The organism is Paenibacillus ginsengihumi DSM 21568, assembly GCF_000380965.1.
GTDB classification, from domain to species: domain Bacteria; phylum Bacillota; class Bacilli; order Paenibacillales; family NBRC-103111; genus Paenibacillus_G; species Paenibacillus_G ginsengihumi.
In genome coordinates, this window is record NZ_KB905568.1 from 21,216 (window position 1) to 48,141 (window position 26,926).

Here is a 26,926-nt window from a genome sequence, read left to right on the forward strand (position 1 = left end):
CGCCAAGTCAGTTCATGTGAATGGAAGATAGAAAAGATAGGAGTCGGACTTAAGGGTATAAATAAATGAGACCCTCTACACAAAGGAGAATGAAATCATTTGAAAACATTCAGCGAATTCGGACTTGAGGCAAAGGTACTCCGCGCCATTACGGAAATGGGCTTTGAAGAAGCGACCCCGATTCAGGAAAAGGCGATTCCGGTGGCGCTGGAGAACCGCGACCTGATCGGCCAGGCGCAGACCGGCACGGGCAAAACGGCCGCTTTCGGCATTCCGCTCGTCAACAAGATTGACGTGAAGGAAGATCGCATCGTGGCGCTGGTGATGTGCCCGACGCGCGAGCTGGCCATTCAGGTAGCCGAAGAGATCGAGAAGCTCGGGCGGTTTAAAGGTATCCGCAGCCTGCCCATTTACGGCGGCCAGGATATCGTCAAGCAAATCCGGGCACTTCGCAAAAAGCCCCAGATCATTATCGGCACGCCGGGGCGTCTGCTTGACCATATCAACCGCAAGACGATCAAGCTGGACGACGTTCAGACGGTCGTGCTGGACGAAGCGGACGAAATGCTCGATATGGGCTTTATGGACGATATTCAGACCATTTTGAGCCTTGTCCCGGAAGAGCGCAACACGATGCTGTTCTCGGCTACGATGCCGCCGAATATTCAGAAGCTTGCCCAGCAGTTTTTGCGCAATCCGGAGCATGTGTCGGTCATTCCGAAGCAGATCAGCGCTCCGTCCATCGAGCAGGCGTACATCGAGGTGCACGAGCGCCAGAAGTTCGAAGCGCTGTGCCGCCTGATCGACATGGAGGCGCCGGATTTGGCGATCATCTTCGGGCGCACGAAGCGCCGCGTCGACGAGCTGTCGGAGGCGCTGCAGAAGCGCGGCTATACGGCGGAAGGGCTGCACGGGGACCTGTCGCAAAATCAGCGCGATAACGTCATGCGCAAATTCCGCGACGGCAGCATCGACGTGCTGGTCGCAACGGACGTCGCCGCGCGTGGCCTGGACGTATCCGGCGTGACGCACGTCATCAACTTTGACCTGCCGCAGGACCCGGAAAGCTACGTTCACCGGATCGGTCGAACGGGACGCGCCGGCAAGGAAGGCGTCGCGTACACATTCGTTACGCCGCGCGAAATCGACCATCTGTACTTCATCGAGAGAGTAACCCGCCATCGCATCGCCCGCAAGCCGATGCCGACGTTGGCCGAAGCGATCGAAGGCAAGCAGAAGGTGACGGCAGAGCGCGTCATGTCCGTGCTGCAGAGCGATGAGCACAACGAATACAAAGGCCTGGCGATTACGCTCCTGGAGCAGCACGATTCAGTGCATCTCTTGGCCGCTGCGCTCAAGCTGCTGACGGGCGACCGCAACGATGTCGTGATCGAGCTGACGCCGGAGGACCCGATCCGCGCGAAAAAGCGCCGCTTCGACGTCCGCTCGGCAGGCCGCAAGCCGTCGGGCTACGGCGGACATCGCCGCGATGGCCGCGGCGGCTACGATCGCGACCGCGGCGGTTACGGCGGAGGCCGCGGAGGCCGGAGAGACTACGGGCGCGATCATGGCCGCGACGGCCGGGACTATCGAGGCCGCCATTCGGAAGGCCGCGACAGCCGGGAAGGCCGCAGCAATTACTCGCGCTCGGGTGACCGTTCGAACGAAGGGTCGCTCGTCTAAGGCGGCTCCAAGAGCATATACAGCATGGACCTGGGCGAAGCTTCTGCGAAGAGGCTTCGCCCTTTTTTGGCAAATTTTCGGGCCGCAGGACCTCGCTTCGCTAGCCCTCCGATTTGCGTTTTTGCTAGTCGTGGGCTTACGTTTTGCCGGGGCGAATCTTAAGCTAACGCAAGCCACAGAGCTTGTTTCCCTCGAAACCATCGATTTGAAATGGGGAAAATCCCCAAAGGGACGTTTGTCACTGGCGTTAGAGAGGATATGGTGATTCATGGCTCGCTCTTCCTTGAATGGACGCCGATAGGCGTTTTTCTATTTTCCTGCAACGTCCGGGGGCGGACGGCTACCTAGTTCGGACAAAATACGGTATAATATGAGCTATAACGATGAGGTAAACGCTTGCGAATGCGGTTTGCCGGGCAAACTTCGAAGGGGGCATCGGTTTGGAATTTAAAGGCATGATGGGAGGGCTTTACCGCATCTCCGAGTGGATTATGCGGCTATCGGTCATCAATGTGCTGTGGATTGTGTGCGGGATTCCGTTTTTCTTTCTGGGACTTGGCCTGCTGCAGTCGCAAACGGCCGAACAAGTATTTTCAAATTTTGTGCTGATGGCGGCGGTCGCTCCGTTCACGGTGTTTCCAGCTACGTCGGCTATGTTTTCGGTCGCCCGCAAATGGCTGACGGGGGAAGAGGACGCTCCGTTGTTCAAGACATTTTTCAAATCGTATAAGCAAAACTATTTGCAAAGCATGCTCGGCGGCCTTGTATATATTGTGCTGGGGGTTGTGCTGTATACCAACTTCCGTTTTTACGGGGGGCAGACGGGAACGCTCGGCATTTTGCGCTTTCTCGTGCTGTCTTTGTCGGTGCTGCTGTGTATTTCGCTGTTTCACTTTTTCTCGATTTTGTCCCATCTTCATATGAAGCTGCTGCACATCGTCAAAAATGCGTTTCTGATCACGATCGGCAGCCCGGTTCGGTCGCTCTCGATGGTCGTGCTGAACGGTATCGTGCTGTATGTCAGCTTCACGAAGTTCACGTTTCTGATTCCCTTTTTTATGGGCAGCCTGATCGCAATTGTCTCGTTCTGGCATTTTAATCTTATTTTCAGCAAAATGCAGGAGCAGCAGCAGAAGCTGGCGGAGAAAGAAGCTGGGCAGGAGGAAGCGTCAGAGGAAGGAACAGAAGCGGAAGGAACGGCTGCAAGCTTGCCTGACGGAGGCCGAAGCGGCGATATGGACCGTGCTGAAGAAAGGGAAGGGCGAGACGCGGAGCGGTCCGCTGCGGAACGGAACGCCTTGCCGGACGAGCCGCGGAAATAACCTGTCCGGGTATAAAAGGGTGCAGAATGTGACAATCTATGATCAAGCCCCGACAATTTTCCGCTAATGGAAGCAGAATATCTCGAAACGAGGTTTACTTTTCAAGGGGAAGCCAATATAATAGGGTTAATCAAATCCTGCGATGTACGTTTCGATTTCTAGTGTTTTGAACCAATGGTTTGTTTCAAGGGAGTCCTACATTGAACCGCGGCTGGCATGCCCTCGAAAAGGGACGTCAAAATCGGTTCTGCGGACACCCACCTGCGAGAGCGGGTTTCGAAACAATAGGTCGGACGGCATATGCGGGGATTTTTTTTGTCCATTTGCCGATATGGACGGAGGGCATCAACAGCGAACGTTTAGGACAAAGCCAACTTGACGAGAGCAGTTGGCTTTTTATGTGTGTAACATTTTGGGTAGATATAGCAAAAGCCCTATTAGCGGGTCGTTTTCAGCGAATAGGGCTAATGCGCTGGCGCCACGGCGTGGCGCAGGAAGTCTGTTTAGCCTTCCGCGACAAGATCGGTCAGCTGGTGCGACGTCGCCTTCAGCGTGTCGTACAGCGTGCGATATACCGCATAGAACGACTCGTACCGGGAGCGGCTCGCCGGATTCGGCTCTGTGCGGGTGACGGGGCGTATCCAGCGGTCGCACAACTCGGTGATATCGACGTTCCGCACGCCGGAGGCGGCCATGACGGCGGCGCCGTAAGCGGGGCCGTCGGTCGAATTGACGGTGACGACGGGCAAGCCGAAAATATCGGCGATCATCTGCCGCCAGAACGGGCTGCGCGCGCCGCCGCCGTTCACGCGCAGCTCCCGGATTTGGATGCCGGACTGCTTGACAAGCTCCATCGAATCCCGCAGCCCGAAGGTGATGCCTTCGAGCACAGCGCGAGTCAGGTGCGCTTTGGAATGCCGGACCGTCAGGCCGATGAAGGCGCCGCGCGCTTTCGGATCGGGGTGCGGCGTCCGTTCGCCCGATAAATACGGCAGGAACAGCAGGCCTTCGCTGCCGAGCGGGGCCGTCTCGGCGAGGGCGGTCAAATATTCGTAGACGTCGCGGCCCTCCGCCTTGGCCTTATGCAGCTCTTCAAACGCGAAATGGTTTTTCCACCACTGGAACGATCCGCCGGCTGCCAGCATGACGCCCATGCGATGCCACCGTCCGGGGACGCCATGGCAGAACGCATGCAGCCGGCAGAGCGGGTCGGCCTCATACGTATCGTCGTGGACGAAGACGACGCCCGAGGTGCCGAGCGCGACCGAGGCGATTCCTTCGCGGACGACGCCTACGCCGACAGCGCCGCACGCCTGGTCGCCGCCGCCGGCCACGACCGGGGTACCTTCCGCAAGGCCTGTCAATTGCGCCGCTTCGGCGGTGAGGCGGCCGGCGATATCGTTGCTCTCGTACAGCGGAGGCAGCCATTCGGCGGGAATGCCGAGACGCTGCAGCACTTCCTCAGACCAGCGGCGGCGAGCGACATCAAGCAGCAGCGTGCCGCTGGCGTCCGCCATATCCATGCCGAATTCCCCTGTCAGCTGCAGGCGGACGTAATCTTTCGGCAGCATCAGGTGAGCCGTCCGGGCAAAATGCTCCGGCTCATGCTTGCGCAGCCAAATCACTTTCGGCGCCGTAAAGCCGGTCAGCGCGCGGTTGCCGGTCAGCCGGGCAAGCTCCTGCTGCCCGATCGTCGCTTCGATCCAATCGCATTCCGCGGCCGTCCGCTGATCGCACCATAAGAGGGCCGGGCGGACGACGCGCAGCTCCTTATCGAGGAATACAGAGCCGTGCATTTGGCCCGAGAGCCCGACGCCGGCAATCTCGCTGCCGGGAATGGCGGCGTCCGCGAGAAGCGCTCGGATGCATGCCGCGGTTTTCGTCCACCAGTCTTCTGGATGCTGCTCGGCCCAGCCCGGCTGAGGGGTGTGCAGCGGGTATTCCTCGCTCCTTGAGGCCGCTACGGCGCCGTCCTCGCCGACGAGAATGCACTTGACCGCCGATGTCCCCAAATCGATTCCCAAAAAATAAGCCATTGCATGTTCCTCCAGTCATCAGGCTTGATATTTAACCCCACGCAAACTTTGTTCAATGATTAAACAAAATCATGTAATATTATATTCGCACCGAATCCGCAAATTCCTGCCGATCCTGGCGAACGATTTTTGTCAGCAGGAATAAACGGTGCCCGCACCCGAAAAAATATGAACGATCGTGGATCGAATTGCCGGATTCCCCTTTTTCTCGAGGGCAAACAATGATATGATTAATGATAGTAATGACCGGAAAATGGTCCCTGCAACTGCTGAGTGAATGCTAACGAGGCAATACGGTGTCTGCTGCATACTATGAGGAGGGAAGGCATTGCTCAAACGAACCTTGATCGGATTGATCCGGAGCCAAGAGACGACCGGCGAGAAAGCCAAGGATCCGGCGCTGAAGACCCGCTATTACAAGATTTCTCGGGATCAAGCCTGGGACGAGGTCGTGAACATGTTCAAAAAGTTGAGCGGTTACAAGCTGCTCCACGAGGTGAAGAATGTCGGGGAGATCGTCGTAGAGAAAAAAACGATTACCGGCCGCACCCAGGACATTACGCTGACCTTGTTCGCCATCAATCCGGTAAAAACGGCAATCGATATTTATTCGGCGTCCCGGGGGTCGCTCGGAGATCTCGGTTCCAATTACCGCACCATTCTCGATATTTACAGACATATCGACAAGAGGCTGGCTGCGCATAAGGTGAACGATTGACACAAGACCCGCTTGCTTTCTTGCCGGCGGGATTTTTGCTGCCTTGACAGCCCCCGATACCGGCAAACCGGCACCAGCAAGAAGATCCGGCTTGCAGGCCGGATCTTCTTGTGCACGTATGCTGATTAAACGAGTTTTTTCACGGCTTCGATGGCTGCTTCGTAGTTCGGATGGTCCGTCATTTCCTTCAAATATTCCGTATATTGGATCGTGTTATCGGCACCGATCACGAAGATGGAGCGCATGAGCAGATGGAATTCCTTGATCAGCACGCCGTAGGCTTGTCCGAAGGAATGGTTCTTGTAATCGGACAGCGTAACGACTTTGTCGATGCCGGCCGCGCCGCACCAGCGGGATTGGGCGAACGGAAGATCGACGCTGATCGTCAGAACGACCACATTGTCGCCAAGCTTGGCCGCTTCCTCGTTAAAACGGCGGGTTTGCGCATCGCATACGCCGGTGTCAAGGGAAGGCACGACGCTGATCAGCTTAATTTTGCCGGCATAGTCAGCCAAAGAGGCGGTTTCCAGCAAGTTTTTGTTGACTGTGAAATCAGGCGCTTTGTCGCCTACGTTCAGCTCCGGTCCGACCAGAGTGATCGGGTTGCCTTTGAATGTTGCTGCGCCGGTACGTTCTTGTGCCATGTGTCCATGGGCCTCCTTCGATATGTATGGAATGATGGTCTTTCCCAATAAGTATTATAAGCTTTTTAATTGGAACTTGTCCAATGAAAGGAAGGGTTGCCGGTGGAACTGAGACAGCTGCAATATTTCGTCAAGGTGGCGAGGAAACAGCATGTGACGCAGGCGGCGGAGGAGCTGCATGTCGCTCAATCGGCCGTCAGCCGGCAAATTCACCAGCTGGAAGAGGAGTTGGGCGTCGAACTGTTCGTTCAGAAGGGGAGAAATTTGCAGCTGACGCCAGTCGGCAAGCTGTTTCTGAACCGGGTTGAGGGGATTTTAACCGATCTGGAGCGGGCGGTGAACGAAATTCACGAATTTTTGCATCCGGAGGCGGGCGAGATTCGCATCGGATTTCCGCACAGTCTCGGCATTTACTTGCTGCCGACCGTCATCGCTCATTTCCGCCACGAGCACCCGAACGTGAAATTTCGCCTGCGGCAGGGCACGTACAACAGTCTGATCCGGGACGTCTGCAAGGGCGAGATCGACCTTGCCTTCATCTCCCCGTTTCCTAAAGTGCACGAGCGCGTGACGGGCGAGCTGCTGCTGCAGGAGGAGCTATATGCGATTTTGCCGCAAGGACATGTGCTTGCGGAGTATCAGACGATCCGGCTGGAGCAGCTGAAGAACGATTCGTTCGTCATGTTCAGCGAGGAATACTCGCTTCGCTCCATCGTGCTGGAGGCGTGCGCCAAGGCCGGCTTCGTGCCGAGCATCGGCTTCGAGGGCGAGGAGACCGATACGATCCGCAGTCTGGTCGCCGCCGGGATGGGGGTCAGCATGCTTCCCGAAATGGCGCTGACGGAGATCAGCGAGCTGCAACCGGTCAAGGTGCGGGTCATCGATCCGGTCGTGACGCGGAGCATTGGGCTCATTCATCGAACAGGGGAACGGCTGCCGCTCGTCGCCGAAGTGTTCCAGCGCTTTCTGCTCGAATTCATCCGCAAAAAATAAAGCAACCGTCCGACATTAGCGATCGGACGGTTGTTCGTCTATACAGCGATTATTCTTCTCTGCTGTTGAAAATCATAATATACTTGAGCAGCTCGAGCACGGAGATCAGCGCAGCGGCGACGTATGTCAGCGCGGCAGCGTTCAGCACCTTGGCGACGCCGCGCTCTTCGTCATTGGAGATGAAGCCTTCGGCGACCATCAGCTCGCGCGCCCGGGAGCTGGCGTTGAATTCAACCGGCAGCGTAACGACCTGGAAGGCGACCGCCGCGGAGAAGAAAATAATCCCGAGGCCGAGCAGGAAGTTGAACTGCTGGAAGATCAGGCCGGCAATAATCAGCAGCGGCGCGACGCCGGAGGTCAGGTTGACGACCGGGAACATGCGGTGGCGCATAACCAGCATCGGATAGTGCACCTTGTGCTGAATGGCGTGCCCTACTTCGTGACAGGCGACCGATACAGCCGAAATCGAGCTTTCATAATAAACCGGCTCGGACAGCCGGACGACGCGGGCGATCGGATCGTAATGGTCCGTCAGCGCTCCGGGAATCGGCTCGACTGGCACATCGTAGAGGCCGTTGGCGTCCAGCAACCGGCGCGCCGCTTCGTAGCCAGTCAGTCCGGATTGAACCCGGGTGTCCGACCATTTGTTGAACGTTCCCTTCACGCGGAACTGTGCCCATATGGATAGGCCGAACGCAATGAAGATCAGGATATCCATTGGCCAATAAAAAAACATCGCTTCATTCCTCCATTATCTTATTTAAAGTAGCGATTCTTTTATGAAAGGGGACCTTTGCCCAACAGGAGAAGCAATGCCTCTATACAAGCGGCCGTCGGCTGGGTCAGCATCTTGTTCAAGTTCTTCAGCTGGGATGGCTTGAGCTTGTCGAGCAGCGGTCCGATCTCCTTCGCTTCCTTCTCGAGCTGACGGAGCAGCTGTTGAAGGGATGTAAGTTTATCTGCCACTATTTCATCCTTGCTGACCTTATTCCACTGACGGAGCGCTTCCCTGATTTCCTCAAGGGTATATTTCTCCCTTTTCATATGTTCAATACGTTTGAGACGAGTCAAGGTTTCATCGCTGTACAGCCGATAATTTTTATCGGAACGTTTCTCAGGCTCGATGAGTCCCAGCTTCGTGTAGTAATCGATCGTTCTCGGGCTGACCTCCGATAATTTGGCGAGCTCGCCGATTCTGTACAACTTCATAGCCCCATTGTTCTCACCTCTTATGTATGGCAATTACCTTATATAATAATGATACTGAATCAAAACCATACAGTCAAACGTTATGCTTTTCGTTCTCTAATTATTCACATATTGGCTTTGGGTGCCGCCGGGCGCATGGAAGCTATTTTTTGCAAATGTAAGGTTTAGGTTGTTTCATGTAAGGTTCTGTTGGCTGTGTGCAGGGGATTTACCGGTATGATGGATCGGCGAATGGTGACATTTGTTAAGTTTCATCATAACATTTACCAGTCTAATGAGGGAAAATACGAATTATGCCTGATATATGTCAGGTTATTTTTCGTTTTTGACTCTTTTTTTCGAAAAAATGTATTGCCAAACAAAAGTGATCTGTATATAATGACAATAAGAATTTCAAGAAATGTTAAATAAACTAACATTAAAGAGGAAGTGGTCAACCATGTTAAAAAAGCTGTTATTGACGACCGGTTTGTTGTCCTTATCGGTTCCCGCTTTAGCTTTTGCGGAAGACGGGCCGACGGCCGTGCAACTCCAAAATGCGGTTGACTCCGTCTGGGTTATGCTGGCAGCGATCCTCGTCATCTTCATGCAGGCGGGCTTCGCGCTGCTGGAGGCCGGATCGACCCGGATGAAAAATGCAGGCCATGTTGCAGGCAAGACGGTGCTCACCTTCGGGATTTGCGCGATTGCCTTCTGGGCGTTCGGCTTCGGCCTCGCTTTCGGCGACGGCAACGGCTTTATCGGCCTGAAAGGATTTTTCGTAGACGGCTCGGAAGAACAGGCGGCAGCAGCGTACGGCGTATTGTCCGGCTCCGCGATTCCGATCGGCATCAAGTTTTTGTTCCAGCTCGCCTTCGCGGGCGTATCGCTGGCCATCGCCTTCGGCGGCTTCGCAGAACGCGCCAAGCTGTCCGTCTATCTCATCTTCGGCGTCCTGTATACTGTCGTTATTTATCCGATCGTTGCCCACTGGATTTGGGGCGGCGGCTGGCTGGGCGACCACGGCAAGCAGGACTTCGCCGGTTCGACGGTCGTTCACTTGCAAGGCGCGACGGCGGCGCTGGTCGCCACGATCATGCTGAAGCCTCGTATCGGCAAGTACAACAAAGATAAAACGCCGAATTTGATTCCCGGCCACAACCAAGTGCTGTCCGTTCTCGGTGTTATCATTCTCTGGATCGGCTGGTTTGGCTTCAACCCGGGTTCCACGCTGAGCGCTATGGGTGACGGTTTCTTCGGATACGTCGCAATGACGACGAACATGGCTGCAGCCGCGGGCGCAGTAGCGGCGCTGCTCGTCGCCTGGATGTACTTCGGCAAAGCGGATATTCCGAGCATGCTGAACGGCGTTCTCGCCGCGCTGGTTGCCATCACCGCCTCCTGCGCATTCGTCACGGTAAGAGATGCCATCATTATCGGCGCCGTAGCCGGCATCATCACCTTCTTTACGGCGCAATGGTTTGAAAGAGCAGGCGTCGACGATCCGATCTTCGCCTTCTCGGTACACGGTATTGCCGGCGTGTGGGGGACGCTCGCCAACGGGATTTTCGCGACGCCGGGGCTGGTCGAGAAGGTTGGCGTCGGCAAGCCGGGACTCTTGTACGGCGGCGGCTTCGAGCAATTGGGCGTGCAGGCGCTAGGCATCATCACCTCCTTTGTGTTCGTAGCGGTGCTGTCCTTCGTCATCCTGTATTTGATTAAGCTGGTCGTCGGACTGCGCGTCACGGAAGAAGAGGAGATCGTCGGTCTCGACTTGTCCGAGCACGGCACTTACGGATACCCGGAACAGATGAAAAAAGCGGCATCCGGCGGTACCGCAACCATATAATAAGAATATAAGATGAAGCAGCCACGCCGATGACGAACGAATCTCTTCGTCACCCTGCTGTCGGCTTCGGTGCCTGAAGTCCGGTTCGTGAGATATTGCCGAATTTTTCAAGATAGACGCCTATGACGAGCGCTTCCTGTCGTCATCGGTCGTCACCTGCGGTGTTGAAAATTCAGCGTTTAGATAGCGCTGAATTTTCAAGGTAGATAGAGAGACGAAAGAAGGGGATGCTTATGGAACGTCTATCGGCAGAGTGGATCGAACGGGAGCTGGCTTCGGCACGCCATTGCGGGGAGCTGAGAGCCTGGCGGGACCGGCTTGCAGAGGCGTTCCCGAAGCATCTCCTTGCGGCAGATCCGCTCGGTTGGAACCGGCGGCTGAACCGGGTTCACGATGCGCTCATTCGCCGCGCCGTCGAGCTTGCCGAACGGGCGATGAAGGAGGAAGGAAGCGGAACGGCTCCGCTTCCTTACGCTTTTGTGCTGTACGGCAGCGGCGGCCGAGGCGAACAGACGATGTGGAGCGATCAGGACAACGGTCTCATCTATGCCGATCCGCCTGACGAGGAGACGGAGGAGCGCGCGAAACGCTATTTTGAAGCGCTGGCTGAGAAGATCGGGGCTAATCTGCTGCAGGCCGGCTATCCTCCTTGCAGCGGCGGCGTGATCTGCACGAATGTCAACTGGCGGAAAACGCTCTCTGAATATAAGGCTATGCTGCGCGAATGGCTGGACGATCCCGCATGGGAAAATGTGAGATATTTGCTGATCGCGGCAGATATGCGAACGGTATACGGAAACGCGGAGATCGGCGCGGCCGCTTTGGACGATCTGTTCGAACGGGTTGCCGCAGATCCGGCGATGCTTAAGTATATGCTGCATAATACGCTTTATCATAAAGTGTCGCTCGGGGTTTTCGGGCAGCTGATCAAGGAGCGGTACGGCGAAGATGCGGGAGGCGTCGATGTCAAGTACGGCGCTTATATCCCGATCGTCAACGGGCTGCGGCTGCTGGCGCTGGAAGCGGGCGTCCGCTTCACCTCGACGGAGGAGCGGATTGCGGCGCTCGTCCGCGCCGGGAAGGTCGATGAAGAGATTGGGGCGGACTGGGAGGAATCGCTGTCGATTGCGCTGAAGCTGCGCAACGAGACACCGTATCAGGAGCAGGAAGGATATTATACGACTCGAGGCAAGCTGACGGCCGAGCAACTGACAAAAGAGCGCGTGCGCGAATTGAAGCTGTGTCTTCGCATCGGCATTGACCTTCAGAAATATGTCAAAAAAGCGGTGCTGAAAGAATGAATAAGTCCATGAAATTTTTGTCGGCGGTTCACCGTCAATTTTTCAAAATTGAAGCTTATGACAAGCGATTTTTCCGTCATCGCTCGTCACCTGCACTACTGAAAATTCGCCGACGGGCTGCGTCGAATGATCAGGATAGGCGGTGAATAAGCATTGAAGGATATGAGACCGGCCGGCCGAATGTGGCATTTGTACAAAATGGGAGGGCTCACGTCGGCGATCACGTCGATGTTCGATGTACAGAGCGCCCAGCAGATGGCATTCATTCGGTCTGTCATGAAGGAGCAGCGCAAGCAATCGCTGTACGAGGTGTCGCTGGAGAATGTGGAACTGGTCGTTTTCGATCTGGAGACGACCGGCTTTTCGCCGTACAACGGCGATGAGATTATTTCGTTCGGTGCGGTATCGGTAATGGGCAATCGCTTACTAGAAGAGGAAACGTACTATAGTCTCGTCAATCCGAAACGGCCGATACCAAAAGAAATTACCGAATTGACCGGGATTACGAATGAGATGGCGCTTGCTGCGCCCGAGCTTATCGGAGCGCTGCGCGGCTTTCTCGAATTTGTCAAGCAACGGGTGCTTATTGCGCACGGAACGGGACACGACAAGCATTTTCTCAATTCGGCGCTGTGGCGTACCTCCAAAGTCCAGTTGACGCATCGGATGCTCGATACGATGATGATCGCCAAGTGGCTGAATCCGAGCCTGCAGCGTTACGATCTGGACACATTGCTAAATCGGTATGAAGTCGCCGTTACCCGCCGGCACCATGCCTTGGAGGACGCGCTGATGACGGCCCGCTTATGGGGGAAAATGCTGCCGGAAATATTGGAAAGAAACGTTCGCACGCTGGGGGATCTTTACTCCCACTTAAGCCATCAGCACTGAACTTGCGGCATGAGCACTGCTTGTGCCGATTCATCGATAATCGATGATCGTAAACGGAAGCTCCCGAAACGTTCCGCCCTCGTAGCGAAACGCCCGCGCCCGGGGTTCGGACGGAGAGGCCAACGATACGATCCATTGGCTCGGAACGGTATGCCAGGCGGATCGCAGATCGGCCGAAGATGGGACGGCTGCGGCGAGCGGATGAGAGTGCGCGATTCCTACAAGGATGGCACCCAAAGCTTTCTCCTCGAACAGCACGGCCGTTGTTATCCGCGGGCACATGCAAAAGGCGGTGCGCGGTTCGGAGGCAACGTTCGGAATCGGCCGAAATCGCTCGATCATCCAGCCCGATTCCCCTTCGGCGCTGCCAAACAGCAGTCCGCAGCCTTCCTCAGGCGCAAGCGACTTGCAATGCTCCAGCCATTGAACGTAAGCTTCTTTGCGAATTGCCAGCCGCGGCAGCATAATACCGTCTCCTTTCGTCTATCTTGAAAAATTGGACGGAACCCTCCGGCGAATTTTCAGGCACCGCAGGTGACGACCGATGACGACAGGAATCGCTCGTCATAGGCGTCGCAATGCGGTAACAATTATACTGGATTATACCAGAAAAATCCCGGCCGCGGCCGGGATTTACCAAGTTGCCCAATTTCCCATATTGTCCTTCCAGCCCGATTACCCGCTGAGCTGACCTTTCGGCTTGATCAGGAAGAAGACGAACGCCAGCGTCAGCAGAGCCATCGAGGCTACGGAAATGAACACAATGCGGTGGGAAATATCCATCATCCAGCTGAACAGCGGGGGGCCGAACGCGACGCCCAGAAACCGCAGACTGTTGTATATGGATGTGATCATGCCGCGCTGATCTCTTTCCACGGAGCCGGCGATCATCGTATTGAGGCACGGCAGAAGCAGCCCGCTGCCGATGCTGCTGAGCGTCAGCAAGCCGATGAACAGATAAATGTTTTTGTCGTAAAGAAAGATGCACAGGCTGAGCGCCACCGTCATGAGCGTCAGGCCGATATTCATGAGCCAGCGCATCAGCGTGCCGTTCTTTTTGATGTTGGCCCCTGTCGTGTAGGAAGTGACGACTTGCCCAAGCAGCGGAATGGCGAGCACAAATCCTTTCATGACGCCGTCGATGCTGTAGGGCGGCTTCTCCAAAATATCCGATAAATAGAAGAGCACGCCGAACAGCACGAACAGGGCCAGCGAGCCGGCAAAAAAGGCGGTGATGAGCCAGCTTCCTTTTTCCTTCAGAATCGCTCCGATCTGACGCATATATTCGCCGAGCTTGGGCGGCTCCTTCGTTTTTTTCGGCTCCTTCAGAAGGAATACGACAGCCAGCAGCGACAGCAGGCAAAAGACGGGAAAAGCGAAAAACGCCGCGTGCCAGACGATGAGCGCGAGCAGCGATCCAAGGATCGGACTCAGCACTTTGCCCGTTCCGTTGGCCGCTTCCGTAAGTCCAAGCGCCTTGCTTTCCGTACCGCCTTTATAGAGGTCGCCGGCCAAGGCCATGGCGATTGGCGCGGTGCCTGCCGCCCCCAGCCCTTGAATGGCCCGTCCGACGATGAGGATCGCGTATGAGTTCCAGACAGCGCCGAGTCCGGCTACAATGCCTGCCGCCCCGTAGATGATGAGCGATGGAATTATGATCGCCTTGCGGGAAAAGCGGTCTGACAAATACCCCGAGACGGGGATGACGAGTCCGGCCGTCACGGAAAACAAGGTGATCACCAGACTGCTTTGAAATTGGCTGACGCCCAGCTTCTCGCGAATATCCGGAAGCACGGGGACAATCATGGAATTCCCGAGCACAAGCACGAGGGGAACGCTGGCAATCGCAATAAATTCCCACAAGTGCCCTTTAGCCCCGGTCCCGGCTTCGTTTTTGGATTTTGGCCGCTTCGCTTTCGCCTGTCCGGTTGCTTCGTATTCCCGCGATATATCGCTTTCGAAGACAACGCTCAGTTTGCCTTTCGATTTCGCTTTTTCCATCGATAACCCTCCGGGGAACAGTTGATCTATGGATAATGTTCCCGTTCGCTTGTATCTCCATCCCTCCGTTTTTTTCCATACGATTAAGCTTGGAGACAAATTGGGCATGCTGATGACAAGCGAGTGCAATCGACCATTGCTTAGGGGGAGCGGAATGAACAAAAAAATCGCCTACATCATGCTGATTTCGGCGGGACTCGCGTTGCTGGGGTTATATCGGCAGTCCGCGCTGGACGACTTGAGCATCACCATGGCTCAAACCGCCGCGGCGCATCGCCCGGCCCCCGGCATTGCCGCTCCCGCATTCCGGCTGGAAGGGCTGGATGGCCGAACGTATGCGGTCGGCGGGCCGAGAGAGCGGCCGCTCATCGTCAATTTCTGGGCTTCCTGGTGCGGACCGTGCCAGGAGGAGGCGCCTGACTTGGTCCGGCTGTATGAGCGCTACAAGGACAAGCTCGATCTGTACGCGGTCAACGTTACGCAAGGGGACAGCTTGCCGGCCGTGCAATCGTTCGTGAAGCGCAACGGGCTGCCGTTTCCGGTCCTGCTGGACAAGCGGGGCAGGGCGGCGGAATGCTACCGGATTTTGGCCGTGCCTACAAGCTTTCTGATCGGAAAAGACGGTCTGATCAAGGAGATCGTACACGTTGTCAGTCCCGAGGAGTGGGTCAAGAAGGTGAACCGATTGATCGGGGAGGAAGGCGGCGGAGGGACTGCGCAAAGCTTGAGCGAGTAGAGGAACTGGTTGCGTCACTGGTTTGGGCAGGTGGAGTGGTGATTCTGCTCAAGCTTTAAGAGAAGTTAAACAAGCTGCCCCCGATCCAGGGACAGCTTGCTTGAAATGGATTTCCGATCAATGATTGACTACTCAATGATTGACTACTCCAAGCCGCTCGCGCGGCGCTTCCTTCGCCTCTTGGCTGCTGGATTCGCCGATCAGCGCGTAGCGCATGGAATCGATAAGCGCTTCCCAGCTCGCTTCGATCACGTTGGTCGATACGCCGACCGTGCTCCACGTATTGTTGAAGTCGGTGGACTCGATCAGGACGCGCACCTTGCCGGCTGTCGCGCCTTTTTCGTCCATGACGCGCACTTTGTAATCGGACAGATGCATCTGGTCGATTTTCGGGTAATGCTTGATGAGACATTTGCGCAGCGCGTTGTCGAGCGCGTTGACAGGTCCGTTGCCTTCCGCCGCGTTGTATACCGTCTCGCCGTGAATCCGCAGCTTGACGATCGCTTCCGAGACAACCGGCTGATTCTCGCTCTTGTTGACCAAAATTTTGAACGATTCGACGGTGAACACTTCCTCGAGCTTGCCGTATGCGCTGCGCATCAGCAGCTCCAGCGAGGCGTCCGCTCCTTCGAACTGGTAGCCCTGGTGCTCCATCTGCTTGATCTGCTCGATAAGCTGCTTCGTCTGCTCGTTGCTTGCGTCGAAGTTCAGTCCAAGCTCCTGCGCCTTGAACACCAGGTTGCTCTGGCCTGCCAGCTCGGAGACGAGCACGCGCTGCTTGTTGCCGACCAGCTCTGGCTTGATATGCTCGTACGTGCTGGGATGCCGCAAAATCGCGGAGACGTGAATGCCGCCCTTGTGAGCGAATGCGGCCGCTCCGACATACGGCTGGTTGACCGGCATATGCATGTTGGCAATCTCGCTGACGTAACGCGCGACCGCCGTTAGCGAAGCGAGCTGCTCCTCGCTGATCACATTATAATGAAGCTTAAGCTGCAAATTCGGGATAATCGAGCTGAGGTTCGCATTGCCGCACCGTTCGCCGAACCCGTTGATCGTTCCCTGCACCTGCTCGGCTCCGGCCATGACGGCCGCCAGGCTGTTGGCAACCCCGAGCTCGCAGTCGTTATGGGCATGAATGCCGATCGGCGTCTTCACATGCTGCTTCACGACGCGGACGATTTCCGTCACCTCGTGCGGCAGCGAGCCTCCGTTCGTATCGCACAGAACGATCCAGTCTGCGCCGGCCTCTTCCGCTTTCTTGATCGTCGCCAGCGCATATTCGGGGTTGTTCTTGTAGCCGTCGAAGAAATGCTCTCCGTCATAAATGACTTCAAGTCCGTGGCTTTTCAAAAATTTGACGGAATCGTAGATCATGGCCAGGTTCTCTTCCAGCGTCGTCTGAATAGCCTTGTGCACATGGAAATCCCACGATTTGCCGAAGATGGTGGCAACGGAGACGCCGACCTCCAAAATCCGGTTCAGATTCAGGTCGTTTTCGGGCAGCGTATCTTTGCGCCGCGTGCTCCCGAAAGCGGTAATTTTGGCATGCCTGAGCTTCAGCTCCTTCACCCGGTGGAAAAACTCGATGTCCTTCTGGTTGCTGCCCGGCCAGCCGCCTTCAATATAGGAGACGCCCAGCGCATCGAGCTTCTGGGCGATTTTTAATTTGTCTTCAACGGATAGGCTGATGCCCTCGCCTTGAGTTCCGTCGCGAAGCGTGGTGTCGAAGATTTTTACCGTGTTGGCCATGACCGTCCTCCTGATTCTACAATAAAGCTGATCTCCAAAGGATAATGTATACTATTATATCACATTCCTCCCCGCTGGACAGCACTGTTTCTATTCTTCCCCGCCGGATTCTTCCCTGCCGGACAGCGCCGTTTCTTGACCAAGCGCCAGATGGAGCGGTATGCTTGTCGTACGGATCATCCTATCGTACGGAGGCGAATGCCATGGAACGGTTCCCGGATGAAGACAAAGACAGCGTCCGGCGCGCGTATCCCGTAAGCGGCAGAGTCATCCTGCATATCGATATGAACGCTTTTTATTGTTCGGTGCACGAGGCGGTAGAGCCGGACAAATACCGCGGCAAGCCGATCGCCGTCGCCGGGAGCGTGGAGCTGCGGCGGGGGATCGTCGTGACATGCTCGTACGCGGCCAGAAAATTCGGCGTCAAAACGGGCATGACCGTGCGCGAGGCCAAGCGTTTGTGCCCCGAGCTGCTGCTGATTGCGCCGGATTTCGATCTGTACCGGCAGTTTTCCAGACGGTTCATGAAGCTCGCTTACGAATATTCCCCCTTGGTCGAAGCGGTATCGATCGACGAATGCTATGTCGACATCACCGGCTCCAAGGCGTTCGGAACGCCGCTCGACATTGCCCGGACGATCCAGTCGCGCATCCGCAGCGAGCTGCATTTGCCCTGCTCGATCGGCGTCGCCCCGAACAAGCTGCTGGCCAAGATGGCGTCGGACATGAAGAAGCCGAACGGCCTGTTCGTGCTGCGCAAGCGCGACGTGCCGGCCGTCCTGTGGCCTCGTCCGTGCGCGGAGCTGTTTGGCATCGGGCGCAAAACGGCCGAGAAGCTGAAGCGGCTGAACATTCACACGCTCGGCGCTTTGGCCCGGGCTGACGAGGGGTTGCTCACGGAGCAGTTCGGCGTCATGGGCAAGGCGCTGATCCGCGCGGCGCGGGGAGAGGACGATTCGCCGGTCAACCCCGAGCAGGAGCAGAGCAAGTCGATCGGGCATACGACGACGCTGCCCAAGGATGTTGTCGAACGGAGCGAGGCCCACCGCGTATTTCTCAATTTGGCCGATCAGGTCGGGCGGCGGCTGCGCAGGCAAGGGCTGATGGCTCAAACGGTGCAGATTACGATCCGCGACACGGAGATGAAGACCATTACGCGGGCGATGAAGCTGCAGGCTCCATCGGAGGATTCGCTGGAATTTCACCGCGCCGCCTGCAGGCTGTACGATCGGCATTGGCCCGAGGGCAAGCCGGCGCGGCTGCTCGGCGTTACGCTTCAGGGGCTGTCGCCGCGAACGGAGACGGCCGTGCAGCTCGACCTGTTCGATTATGAAAAAAGCGCGGTCAAGGAGAAGCTGACCCGGACGATGGACGAGCTTCGGGACCGCTTCGGAGAGTCGGCTTTGCTGACCGCAGGCATGCTGGGAGACGATCCCTCGGCCTTGATCCGCAACAAAAAAATCAGAGGCACTTCTCTCCAAATGGATCATTTGAAGGAACGGAGGCTGTATGAGGATGACGAGCCGGGAAGCCGGAAATATGAATGAAGCGGCACAGCGCCAGGTGACGGTCGTCGGCTTTGCCGGCTTCTCGAACAGCGGGAAGACGACGCTGATCGCCAGGCTGGTGCCCCGCTTGAAGGAGCGAGGATTGCGCCCTGCGGTCATCAAGCACGACGGCCACGACCATTACCGCGAAGCAGAGGGCTCCGATTCCGAGACGTTCATCCGTTCGGGGGCCGATGCGGTCGTCGTCATGTCCCGGGCCGCTGTCAGGAAGTTCAGACGGAGCAGAGCGACGCTGGAAGAGGTGATCGCCGGGCTGGAGGGCGAATGCGATCTTGTCCTGATCGAAGGCTTCAAGCGCGGCAGCCACCCGATGGTCGCCGTATTCCGCAGCCGGGAGCAGGCGGCCGTGCTTCGCGAATTGGCCTCGCCGCCGATCGCCTGGGTTACGACTTGCGCAAGCGATGCGGAGGAAGCGCCCGCATGCCCCGTCTTTCATCCTGACGAGATCGGGGAGATCGCCGCATTTATCGTCAGGCACATGGAAGCTTCAGGTTAGCTTTTGGCTACATTTCTATTTGAACTTTATACGGATTTATATTATATTTTAGGATGAGGTTACACATTAGAGGGAGGATATTAGATATGGCTAAATACACATGGGTAGATAAAGAGACCTGTATCGCCTGCGGCGCTTGCGGCGCTACAGCTCCGGACATCTACGACTACGACGACGAAGGTTTGGCGGAAGTCATTTACGAGAACGACGGCAACAGAGGCGTAACGGAAATTCCGGAGGATCTGTACGACGATCTGCAGGATGCGCAAGACGGCTGCCCGACAGACTCGATCAAAGTTGCCGATTCTCCTTTCAATAACTGATTCGGCTATATCTTCAGTTTCCCGAAAGTCTGCTTCCGGAGGATGGAAGCAGGCTTTTTTCGTAAATTTGCGGCTTCTTCCTGGTCTAGTTATGGTAATATAGAAAATACATACAATTTCGGGCTGATTTTATAAGCGAGCGTGTCAGGGGGCCTAATTTTGTGAGCGAGGGGATGAAAAAAGCTGCCATCATCGCCCTGGGAAATGCGATTATTGTACTATTATGCGTGATGCTGCTGCTGACCGGAGCGCTAAAGGTGCTGTCAGGCGGCATGTACGACTTTCAGCTTCGTCAGTCGATGTCGCATGCGCCGCACGGAGATATCATCGTAGTTGGCATCGATACGCTGTCGCTGAAGGAAATGGGGCCTTATCCCTGGGACCGCAAACTGTACGCGGAGTTGATTCGACAGTTGGAGAGCGCGGGGGCGAAGGTCATCGCTTTTGATATCGAATTTTACACGGACGGAGCAAACCCGGAGAGCGACCGGGCGCTGGCGGATGAATTGGCCAAGCATGACAATATTATTTTTCCATCCCATGCCGTGCTGGAGAACGATTTTGTCCGTTCCACCAAAGTGAAGGCAGGAGAAATGCTGACCGCCGCAGGTGTCGAGCAGCCGATTCCGATGTTCAGAGAGCATGTACATAAAGCCCATATCAACGCGGCTATTGACGCCGACGGCGCGATGCGTTCGAACTGGCTGTTCATCCGGACGCCGGAAGGCGCATTTCCGACCTTGGCGCTGGCGGCTGCACAGCTGGCGGGCGTTCCGGTCGACCGTTACCTGGACCCGCCTCTTATGGACGGCAGGCCCAAAGGCGAATTGCTGATAGGCTGGGATGCGACGGAGCGCGATTTTGAGACAGTGCCCTTCGTTCATGTTCTGGACGGGCAGATTCCTGCCGAAGCGTTCAAGGATCGCATCGTACTGGTCGGCTATACCGCTCCCGGCGACGATCAGGGCGTCACTCCGGTCGAGCGAAATATGCATCTCGTATACGCTCATGCGAACATTTTGGATCAAATCTTGAAGGGGCGTATGATTACGGTGCCGCCCAAGGCGCTGCCGCTTCTTTTGACGGCGCTTTTCATGGCCCTTGCGGGGTGGCTGACCTGGAGATTGAAGGCGATCGCCGGGATTGTCAGCGTGTTTGCCCTGCTTGCCGTGCTGCTCGCAGGCCAGTTCGCGGTGTTCCGCTATGCTTCCCAGTATTGGGACTTAACAGAAGCGGCTATAAGCGGTTTGCTGGCATATACCGGCAACATGGCAATAAAAACGTATTTTGAAACGAAGCAAAAAAATTACATAACCCGCCAGTTCGGCCGCTACCTGTCCCCCGATCTTGTCAGGGAAATCGCCCGCAGCGGGCAGGAGATTCGGCTTGGCGGCGTCAGCAAGGAGCTGACGATTTTGTTCCTCGACGTGCGCGGCTTCACTTCGCTGTCAGAGAAGCTGAAACCGGAGGAGGTCGTCGACCTGCTCAACCTGATGTTCAATCTCGTGACGGAGAGAGCGCTGGACAACCGCGGGACGATCGACAAGTTTATCGGCGACGCGGCGATGATCCTGTTCAATGCTCCGTTGGATGTGGAGGATCACCCGCAGCTTGCCGTGAAGACGGCCTACGAAATTATGAGGGGCATGGAACGGGTGCGAAGCGAAGTGCAGGACAAATACGGGGTATCGATCAGCTGCGGTATCGGCGTTCATACGGGAGAGGCGGTCGTCGGCAATATCGGCTCTTATCTAAGGGTGGATTATACGGCGATCGGCGACAGCGTCAACACGGCCGCGAGAATCGAATCCAATACAGAATCGGGGCAAATATTGGTGTCGGAGGCGACTTACGAAAGGACAAAGCATGCGTTCGATTACGAGTTTGTGGGCGAGAAGCTGATGAAGGGCAAAAGCTGGCCGGTGAAGCTGTATGAGGTAAAAGGAACAAAGGGGGCATCATGATGGAAATACAGGCCGGCACAAGCCGCGGCATATTCCGGTCTTTATTGCAGATTTTATTGTCATTTGCGCTGCTGTGGACGGTTGCCGCGACCGGGTTCCCCCCTTCTGCGCAAGCGAAGACATCCCGTGCGGCGATCGTCTCGGAAGTATCCGGGGAGGTCAGCGTCAAGAAAGCGGGCGGCCTCAAAACATACGCGGTCTACAAAAATATGAGCCTCAATCAGGGAGATGTGCTGATAACGGGCCAATCGGCCTATGTCGTGCTGCGCACCGCCGATCGCGGGGACGAGGTGACGATCGGAGAGAATGCGGAGGTCTATATCGCTGAATTGTCGGAGCAAGGCGGCAAGTCGTCCAAATTCAAGCAGTGGACAGGCAGCTTGTGGTCCAAGGTGAAATCGCTCGTCAGCGGGGAGGACGAATTCGAGGTGGAGACGCCGACGGTCATTATGGGTGTGCGAGGGACGCAGCTCTTCATGGCCGTCGATCCGTTAACGGGCCGGACGGTGATGCTGACCGGCACGGGCATCGTGCAAGCAAGGACGAGCGGAGCTTCTGCGAATAGCGGTTCGCCGGAGGCTTCCTTGAATTCCGTCACGGTTTATCCCGGTATGCAAATCGACCTGAATTCCCGGACGGCAGCGAAGCCGCTTAAAGCCAAAGTGGAATATATGGATTCGTCCCGCATCGCGGAGCTGGCTTCGCCGAAGGTGCTGGAGGCGATGCTGCGCAATGCGAACGATATTCAGCAAGAGAACGAGCAGGTGCTGGAGCGATTGCGGAATGCGCTTGAGCAAGGACATAGCTCGCCGGACGACGATTCCGTCCTGCATATACCGGATGACGCGACGCTGAACAAGGTGGCGGGCAACTATGATGCGTTCCTGCCGAATCTTGCGAAAGCGGCGGTCGCCGGCAAGAAGCTCGATCCCCGCCTGATCGACGAGATCAACGAGCAAATCTCCGATCCCGCGAGAAAAATCGATTTGCATCAAGTGCCGGATTTCGATCGTTCGGCGGGAATCGATCCGGCGATCCGGCAGCTGCAAAATCAAGTCGACACCGCCAACCCGGTCGATGCGGAGAACCGTCTGATCCGGGAAAATCAAGCGAGGTTGACAAGTTTGCTGCCGCGGATCGAGGACGACCGGAAGCGGCTGGAGGAACAAAACCGCCTGGCGGAGGAGGAAGAAAGCGGGCAGGCCGCCGTCGCCCTGCTCGAGCAATTGAGCGGCGAAGAGAAGCAGCGGTTCGAGGCGGCGGCCAAACGGAACGAGCAGTCGAGATCGGGCGGCGCAACGGCACCTGCCGATCTTTCCGGGCGCCCGGATAGCGGCTCAGGCGGCGTAACGGAAGCCGGCTCGAATTCCGGCCCTGACGATGCGGACGTTTCAGATGAATCGGATGATTGGAACGATTCGGAGGATTCCGATGATTCGGAGCCGAATCCAACCCCGAATCCAACCCCGAATCCGAACCCGACACCGGAGCCGACGCCGAATCCGGAACCGAACCCGCATCCGAACCCGGAACCGAACCCGCATCCGAACCCGGAACCGAATCCAGAACCGACGCCGAATCCGGAACCGAACCCGCATCCGAACCCGACACCGGAGCCGAATCCCGCCCCCGTTCCGGGCACAACGCGCCCTGACGCGCCGGTGTTGGTCGCCCCCTGGAAGCCGCTTGCGACGTTGAATCCGGTCGTTGTGAAGCTGAAAGCTCCGGCCGGCGCGAAGATTCGCATCGACGACGGAGAACAGACGCTCGCCACGGCAGCCGGCGCCGGCGATGCCGTGGTAGACATGCCGCTGGGCGAGCTCCCGGAAGGAACGTACCGCTTGACGGCCAGAACGGTGCACAACGGGGCCCAAAGCGAGCCGACGGCGCTTCCCGCCATCACGGTTGTCGAGCCCGGCGAGCCTCGGCTGATAAGCCCTGCGGAGCCGACGGCTTTTGCGCCTGGAACGATTCGCATCGAGGCGGCGGCGCCGGTCGGCAGCGAGCTCGTGCTTGTTAAGGACGGCGCCGAGCTTGTCCGCACTGCCGGACTTGGCGAGCAGCCGGCGGTGCTTCCTCTGCCCGACGGCGTCTACAGCGGACTTGCCTTGTACACGGAAAAGCAAGGTCTTCGCGGCCGCAAGTCCGTTCCGGTGCCTGATATTTCGGTTCAATCCACCGCGCCGGCCGAACCGATGCTGATCCTGTTCCAGCCTGAGGCGCCGGAGAACGGTCAAGTCAAGCTTCAGCTCGATTTGATCGATTTCGTCGGCAAGCACGAGCTATATGCGCTTCAAGTCCATCTCTCATACGGCCACGGTCTTCAGTATACAGGGCCGGATAAGCTGCAGGATGAGGAAGGCACCGTCTTTGACGGCGAGAATACGTGCGAAATGCTGAGCCAGATCGCCGGTCGTACGGAGAACATGCTGATCTATACGGCTATCCGGATTCCATCCGGCAGCGATGACGGCAATATTGCCGTGGAAGGGCGGCGAAAGCTGGTGAGCATTCCGCTAAAGGTCGGCGAATCGGCGGCCGACAAGGAACCGGTGCGGCTGCTGTATTTCCAAGCGGTCGACCGCAGCGGACAAACCGTCTTTGAGCTTGGAACTGCTTTGACGATTATGGTGAGCGCAAAGTGAACACGCGGAGGGAGTCCACTATGATACGGAATTTGACATGGAGCGCGGCCGCTTGTCTGCTGCTGTTGTTCGCAGGAACCGGAGCCGCCTCGGCCGCGCCCTTCCCCGGCCCCGTCATGCGGAACGGAGACGGCGGATGGATGGTGCGGGTACAGACGGCTGCAGGAGAAGGAAGCTTCTTGCACCGCGAAGGAGCCGGATTGGCCGCCTCTTTCCGGCAGCCTGCCGGTCTGGCTGTGGAGCAGGACGGCACGGTGCTTGTGGCAGACTCCCGCAACCACCTAATCCGCACGCTGGAGCCGGATGGGCGGGTCAGCACGAGAGCTGGCGTGCTGTACGACAAGGACGACATCGGCTTGCCGCTCGGCGGCTTGCTGGACGGAGCGGCCGACCGCTCGCTGTTCCATGACCCGCAGGGTATGGCGGTAGGCAGCGACGGCAGCGTGTACGTAGCTGACGCCGGCAATCATGCGATCCGCCGCATCGATCCCTCGGGCAATGTCTCGACGGTGGCCGGCAGCGGCGTCCTCGGTTTTCGCGACGGGGCGGGCCGGGAAGCGTCGTTCTACGCACCGTCCGATGTGGCGGTCGCTTCCGACGGCACGCTGTATGTCGCGGATACGCTGAACCACGCGATCCGGGCTATTGCTCCGGACGGCCGGGTCGCGACGCTGAATGCGAAATCCAGCCGCGTTGTCGAGGCGACGCCGGGCCAGGCCGTCTTCGCGGGAGATTACCGGGACGGGGAGCTTGCCGGGGCGTTATTCAACGAGCCGACGAGCCTCGTGTTGGACGACAAGGGCAATCTGTACGTGAGCGACTCCGGCAACCAGCTCATCCGCTATATCGATCTGCGGCAGCGGACGGTTACGACGGTGGCGGGTTCGGCGGTTTGCCATAGCTGTAAGGGCATCTATGAAGACAATGCGCTGTATGCCGCCGGCGATTATGCCGACGGTCCGGCGCTGGAGGCCAAGTTCCGTTTTCCGCGCGGCCTTGCATGGACGGCGGAGGGCGGGCTGCTGATCGCGGACAGCGAAAATCACGCGATCCGTTATTTGATCGGCGGCGAGGTCACGACGCTGGCCGGCTCCCGCGACCGGGAAAGCGGAGAGACCGACGGTACCGAGACCGGGGCAAGGTTCGCCCGCCCGATAGATATCGCCGTCAAGCAGGATGGCACTGTGCTGGTTGCGGACTGCTTCAACAACAAGATTCGCGAGCTCGCTCCGTACCGGCTCCCGGCAGGGAGCGCCGCAGATGATCGAATCAAGGTCGCGCTCGATGAGCGCCTGATCGAGTTCGCAGCGGAGCCGGAAATCGTGGGCACCCGAGCGGTGGCGCCGGTCCGGGCGCTCGGCGAGGCGCTCGGCTACGGCGTTGATTACGACGCAGCGGACGGCGTAGCAAGCTTGTCCCGCGACGGCGAGACGGTCAAGCTGCAGGTGGGACAGAACAGCATTCGCCGGCTCGTCAGAGGACAGCCGGAGGCCGTGATCGAAACGGATACCGCTCCGTTCATCCAGCAGGATCTCGTCTTCGTCCCGATTCGCTTTTTCGCGGAGGCGGCCGGGTTGGACGTTCAATGGGACGAAGCGACCCGAACAGCGATCCTGCGCCATCCGGCCGCGATCCGGCCTTAAGGAGCTTGCGAAGGCCGAGCGATAAGCCGGTATTCGTTCGCTCATAGCTATAAGCGTCCAGCGCGGACAGGACGAGGGCCCGCGTTCCGTCTACAGACGTTTGCCAATATAGGCGCCGATGACAAGCGAATCTTCTCGTCATCAGTCGTCTTTTTCGCTGCTGAATATTTGCTTATCAATCATCATCAACTGACCACGATTAGTCCGGATACAACGGGTACAGGGAGAGCTGCCAAGATGGAACTGGACACGATATACCAGCGCTATAAACGGCTGCTGCAGGCGATTGCCTACCGGATGCTCGGCTCTGTCGCCGATGCCGAAGATCTCGTGCACGATCTGTTCTTGTCGCTGGACCGCGTCCGGTGGGAGGACGTGGACAACGAGCGGGCTTATTTGGTGAAAATGACGACGAACCGCTGCCTGAACGTGCTGAAATCTTCGCGAAGGCAAAGGGAGGCATATATCGGAGAATGGCTTCCCGAGCTGCAGCGGGTTGGAGAAGGGGAAGGGGAAGACCCGGCAGACGGCTTCGAGAAGAAGGAGACGCTGTCCTACGCTTTCGTGGTGCTGCTGCAGCGGCTGTCCCCGCTGGAACGGGCAGTATTTCTATTGAAGGAAGCGCTGGACTACGACTACCGGGAAATCGGCGAAATGCTGGGAAAATCCGATGTCAACTGCCGCAAAATATTCAGCCGCGCCCGGCGCAAAGTGCAGCAGGAGCGATCGCTGGCCCCTGCGACCGCAACGGCGGAGCAGCTGGCCGACGCGTTCGCCTTGGCGGCGAAGACGGGACAGTTCGGCGACTTTCTCAAGCTCGTGACAGAGGATGCCGTCCTCATTACGGACGGAGGAGGCAAAGTGCGCTCGGCCATCTTCCCGATCTTGTCGCGCCGGCGGATTGCCGCTTTTTTGGAGGGCGTGTATGCGCGCGGCAATTTCTTCCGCGGCGAGCTAAGGCGCGTCCGTTTTGGCGGCGAGCAAGGCTTTTTGCTGCTTAAAGACGGGAAACCTGCGAAGGCGATCTGCTTCGGATGGGATGAGCGCGGCGAGCGGATTCGTGCTGTGTATGTCGTCCTCAATCCGGACAAGCTTCGACATTTGGCGAACGAGCGGCCCAGGACGATTCAGGACTAGAGACCCTTCATAATGGAAGCGAGGCGTCCGATATAG

At 57.3% G+C, this 26,926-nt stretch carries 22 protein-coding genes and 1 other RNA gene; 16 read left to right on the plus strand and 7 right to left on the minus strand.

Annotation, left to right across the window (positions count from 1 at the left end; all coding sequences use genetic code 11):
* The first annotated feature begins 99 nt into the window (after positions 1–99).
* The 3 genes from cshA to ssrS all read left to right on the plus strand — a co-directional run bounded on the left by cshA (position 100) and on the right by ssrS (position 3,318).
* Positions 100–1,683, plus strand: coding sequence for a degradosome RNA helicase CshA (gene cshA / locus F591_RS0112405; protein ID WP_019534926.1), 1,584 nt, complete (start codon positions 100–102; stop codon positions 1,681–1,683).
* 440 nt (positions 1,684–2,123) lie between these two features.
* Entirely contained in the window at positions 2,124–3,005 is an 882-nt protein-coding gene (locus F591_RS0112410) for a YesL family protein (protein WP_019534927.1), read from the plus strand.
* A gap of 131 nt (positions 3,006–3,136) precedes the next feature.
* A non-coding RNA gene (gene ssrS / locus F591_RS30350) (6S RNA) lies at positions 3,137–3,318 on the plus strand.
* A 190-nt stretch (positions 3,319–3,508) separates the two neighbouring features.
* On the opposite strand, the gene xylB is transcribed toward ssrS, so the two are convergent.
* Positions 3,509–5,041: a xylulokinase gene (gene xylB, locus F591_RS0112415; protein WP_019534928.1), complete on the minus strand. Its 1,533-nt coding sequence runs from the start codon at positions 5,039–5,041 to the stop codon at positions 3,509–3,511.
* A 328-nt stretch (positions 5,042–5,369) separates the two neighbouring features.
* On the opposite strand from xylB, the gene F591_RS0112420 reads away from it, so the two are divergent.
* Positions 5,370–5,759, plus strand: a complete 390-nt coding sequence (locus tag F591_RS0112420; protein ID WP_019534929.1) for a DUF1499 domain-containing protein — start codon at positions 5,370–5,372, stop codon at positions 5,757–5,759.
* A 125-nt stretch (positions 5,760–5,884) separates the two neighbouring features.
* On the opposite strand, the gene tpx is transcribed toward F591_RS0112420, so the two are convergent.
* Entirely contained in the window at positions 5,885–6,403 is a 519-nt protein-coding gene (gene tpx / locus F591_RS0112425; RefSeq protein ID WP_019534930.1) for a thiol peroxidase, read from the minus strand.
* 102 nt (positions 6,404–6,505) lie between these two features.
* Between tpx and gltC the strand changes: the two genes are divergently transcribed.
* Complete coding sequence (gltC, locus tag F591_RS0112430; protein ID WP_019534931.1) at positions 6,506–7,396, plus strand: glutamate biosynthesis transcriptional regulator GltC; 891 nt, start codon at positions 6,506–6,508, stop codon at positions 7,394–7,396.
* A gap of 49 nt (positions 7,397–7,445) precedes the next feature.
* Here gltC and F591_RS0112435 read toward each other — a convergent pair whose 3' ends face one another.
* Together F591_RS0112435 and F591_RS0112440 are read right to left on the minus strand one after the other, a co-directional pair.
* Positions 7,446–8,132 (minus strand): zinc metallopeptidase, encoded by a 687-nt coding sequence (locus F591_RS0112435; RefSeq protein ID WP_019534932.1) that lies wholly within the window; start codon positions 8,130–8,132, stop codon positions 7,446–7,448.
* Between the two features lie 41 nt (positions 8,133–8,173).
* Positions 8,174–8,605: a MerR family transcriptional regulator gene (locus F591_RS0112440; protein ID WP_019534933.1), complete on the minus strand. Its 432-nt coding sequence runs from the start codon at positions 8,603–8,605 to the stop codon at positions 8,174–8,176.
* Positions 8,606–9,044: 439 nt separating this feature from the next.
* On the opposite strand from F591_RS0112440, the gene F591_RS0112445 reads away from it, so the two are divergent.
* The 3 genes from F591_RS0112445 (at position 9,045) to F591_RS0112455 (ending at position 12,625) form a co-directional block, all read left to right on the plus strand.
* Entirely contained in the window at positions 9,045–10,433 is a 1,389-nt protein-coding gene (locus F591_RS0112445) for an ammonium transporter (RefSeq protein ID WP_019534934.1), read from the plus strand.
* Positions 10,434–10,666: 233 nt separating this feature from the next.
* Positions 10,667–11,734, plus strand: coding sequence for a DUF294 nucleotidyltransferase-like domain-containing protein (locus F591_RS0112450; RefSeq protein WP_019534935.1), 1,068 nt, complete (start codon positions 10,667–10,669; stop codon positions 11,732–11,734).
* A gap of 153 nt (positions 11,735–11,887) precedes the next feature.
* Positions 11,888–12,625, plus strand: a complete 738-nt coding sequence (locus F591_RS0112455; RefSeq protein WP_026326571.1) for an exonuclease domain-containing protein — start codon at positions 11,888–11,890, stop codon at positions 12,623–12,625.
* 30 nt (positions 12,626–12,655) lie between these two features.
* On the opposite strand, the gene F591_RS27985 is transcribed toward F591_RS0112455, so the two are convergent.
* A complete protein-coding gene (locus tag F591_RS27985) occupies positions 12,656–13,090 on the minus strand; it encodes a M67 family metallopeptidase (protein ID WP_019534937.1) in 435 nt (144 codons plus the stop codon).
* A 210-nt stretch (positions 13,091–13,300) separates the two neighbouring features.
* Positions 13,301–14,626, minus strand: coding sequence for an MFS transporter (locus tag F591_RS0112465; protein ID WP_019534938.1), 1,326 nt, complete (start codon positions 14,624–14,626; stop codon positions 13,301–13,303).
* A 154-nt stretch (positions 14,627–14,780) separates the two neighbouring features.
* On the opposite strand from F591_RS0112465, the gene F591_RS0112470 reads away from it, so the two are divergent.
* Positions 14,781–15,362, plus strand: coding sequence for a TlpA family protein disulfide reductase (locus tag F591_RS0112470; RefSeq protein WP_019534939.1), 582 nt, complete (start codon positions 14,781–14,783; stop codon positions 15,360–15,362).
* A 132-nt stretch (positions 15,363–15,494) separates the two neighbouring features.
* On the opposite strand, the gene cimA is transcribed toward F591_RS0112470, so the two are convergent.
* A complete protein-coding gene (cimA, locus tag F591_RS0112475) occupies positions 15,495–17,114 on the minus strand; it encodes a citramalate synthase (protein ID WP_019534940.1) in 1,620 nt (539 codons plus the stop codon).
* A 203-nt stretch (positions 17,115–17,317) separates the two neighbouring features.
* Here cimA and F591_RS0112480 point away from each other — a divergent pair, with 203 nt between their 5' ends.
* From F591_RS0112480 to F591_RS0112510, 7 genes are all read left to right on the plus strand, one after another.
* Complete coding sequence (locus F591_RS0112480; RefSeq protein WP_019534941.1) at positions 17,318–18,661, plus strand: DNA polymerase IV; 1,344 nt, start codon at positions 17,318–17,320, stop codon at positions 18,659–18,661.
* On the plus strand, positions 18,654–19,178 hold the full coding sequence (mobB, locus tag F591_RS0112485) for a molybdopterin-guanine dinucleotide biosynthesis protein B (protein WP_026326572.1): 525 nt from the start codon (positions 18,654–18,656) through the stop codon (positions 19,176–19,178). Before F591_RS0112480 ends, mobB begins: the two co-directional genes overlap by 8 nt.
* Before the next feature lie 86 nt (positions 19,179–19,264).
* Positions 19,265–19,501, plus strand: coding sequence for a ferredoxin (locus F591_RS0112490; RefSeq protein WP_019534943.1), 237 nt, complete (start codon positions 19,265–19,267; stop codon positions 19,499–19,501).
* A gap of 161 nt (positions 19,502–19,662) precedes the next feature.
* A complete protein-coding gene (locus tag F591_RS0112495) occupies positions 19,663–21,465 on the plus strand; it encodes a CHASE2 domain-containing protein (RefSeq protein ID WP_019534944.1) in 1,803 nt (600 codons plus the stop codon).
* The gene (locus F591_RS29580) at positions 21,462–24,110 is read left to right on the plus strand and encodes a FecR domain-containing protein (protein ID WP_083935458.1); all 2,649 of its coding nucleotides are present in this window, start codon (positions 21,462–21,464) and stop codon (positions 24,108–24,110) included. Before F591_RS0112495 ends, F591_RS29580 begins: the two co-directional genes overlap by 4 nt.
* Before the next feature lie 20 nt (positions 24,111–24,130).
* Complete coding sequence (locus F591_RS0112505) at positions 24,131–25,753, plus strand: stalk domain-containing protein (RefSeq protein ID WP_019534946.1); 1,623 nt, start codon at positions 24,131–24,133, stop codon at positions 25,751–25,753.
* Positions 25,754–25,990: 237 nt separating this feature from the next.
* Positions 25,991–26,890 (plus strand): sigma-70 family RNA polymerase sigma factor, encoded by a 900-nt coding sequence (locus F591_RS0112510; protein WP_019534947.1) that lies wholly within the window; start codon positions 25,991–25,993, stop codon positions 26,888–26,890.
* The last annotated feature ends 36 nt before the right edge of the window (positions 26,891–26,926 follow it).

What these genes read in the sequence shown, in the direction of transcription:
- xylB (WP_019534928.1), bottom strand. Translation starts at nt 5,041, where the DNA reads ATGGCTTATTTTTTGGGAATCGATTTGGGGACATCGGCGGTCAAGTGC.
- tpx (WP_019534930.1), bottom strand. Translation starts at nt 6,403, where the DNA reads ATGGCACAAGAACGTACCGGCGCAGCAACATTCAAAGGCAACCCGATC.
- F591_RS0112435 (WP_019534932.1), bottom strand. Translation starts at nt 8,132, where the DNA reads ATGTTTTTTTATTGGCCAATGGATATCCTGATCTTCATTGCGTTCGGC.
- F591_RS0112440 (WP_019534933.1), bottom strand. Translation starts at nt 8,605, where the DNA reads ATGAAGTTGTACAGAATCGGCGAGCTCGCCAAATTATCGGAGGTCAGC.
- F591_RS0112445 (WP_019534934.1), top strand. Translation starts at nt 9,045, where the DNA reads ATGTTAAAAAAGCTGTTATTGACGACCGGTTTGTTGTCCTTATCGGTT.
- F591_RS0112450 (WP_019534935.1), top strand. Translation starts at nt 10,667, where the DNA reads ATGGAACGTCTATCGGCAGAGTGGATCGAACGGGAGCTGGCTTCGGCA.
- F591_RS27985 (WP_019534937.1), bottom strand. Translation starts at nt 13,090, where the DNA reads ATGCTGCCGCGGCTGGCAATTCGCAAAGAAGCTTACGTTCAATGGCTG.
- F591_RS0112465 (WP_019534938.1), bottom strand. Translation starts at nt 14,626, where the DNA reads ATGGAAAAAGCGAAATCGAAAGGCAAACTGAGCGTTGTCTTCGAAAGC.
- F591_RS0112470 (WP_019534939.1), top strand. Translation starts at nt 14,781, where the DNA reads ATGAACAAAAAAATCGCCTACATCATGCTGATTTCGGCGGGACTCGCG.
- cimA (WP_019534940.1), bottom strand. Translation starts at nt 17,114, where the DNA reads ATGGCCAACACGGTAAAAATCTTCGACACCACGCTTCGCGACGGAACT.
- F591_RS0112480 (WP_019534941.1), top strand. Translation starts at nt 17,318, where the DNA reads ATGGAACGGTTCCCGGATGAAGACAAAGACAGCGTCCGGCGCGCGTAT.
- mobB (WP_026326572.1), top strand. Translation starts at nt 18,654, where the DNA reads ATGAATGAAGCGGCACAGCGCCAGGTGACGGTCGTCGGCTTTGCCGGC.
- F591_RS0112490 (WP_019534943.1), top strand. Translation starts at nt 19,265, where the DNA reads ATGGCTAAATACACATGGGTAGATAAAGAGACCTGTATCGCCTGCGGC.
- F591_RS29580 (WP_083935458.1), top strand. Translation starts at nt 21,462, where the DNA reads ATGATGGAAATACAGGCCGGCACAAGCCGCGGCATATTCCGGTCTTTA.
- F591_RS0112505 (WP_019534946.1), top strand. Translation starts at nt 24,131, where the DNA reads ATGATACGGAATTTGACATGGAGCGCGGCCGCTTGTCTGCTGCTGTTG.
- F591_RS0112510 (WP_019534947.1), top strand. Translation starts at nt 25,991, where the DNA reads ATGGAACTGGACACGATATACCAGCGCTATAAACGGCTGCTGCAGGCG.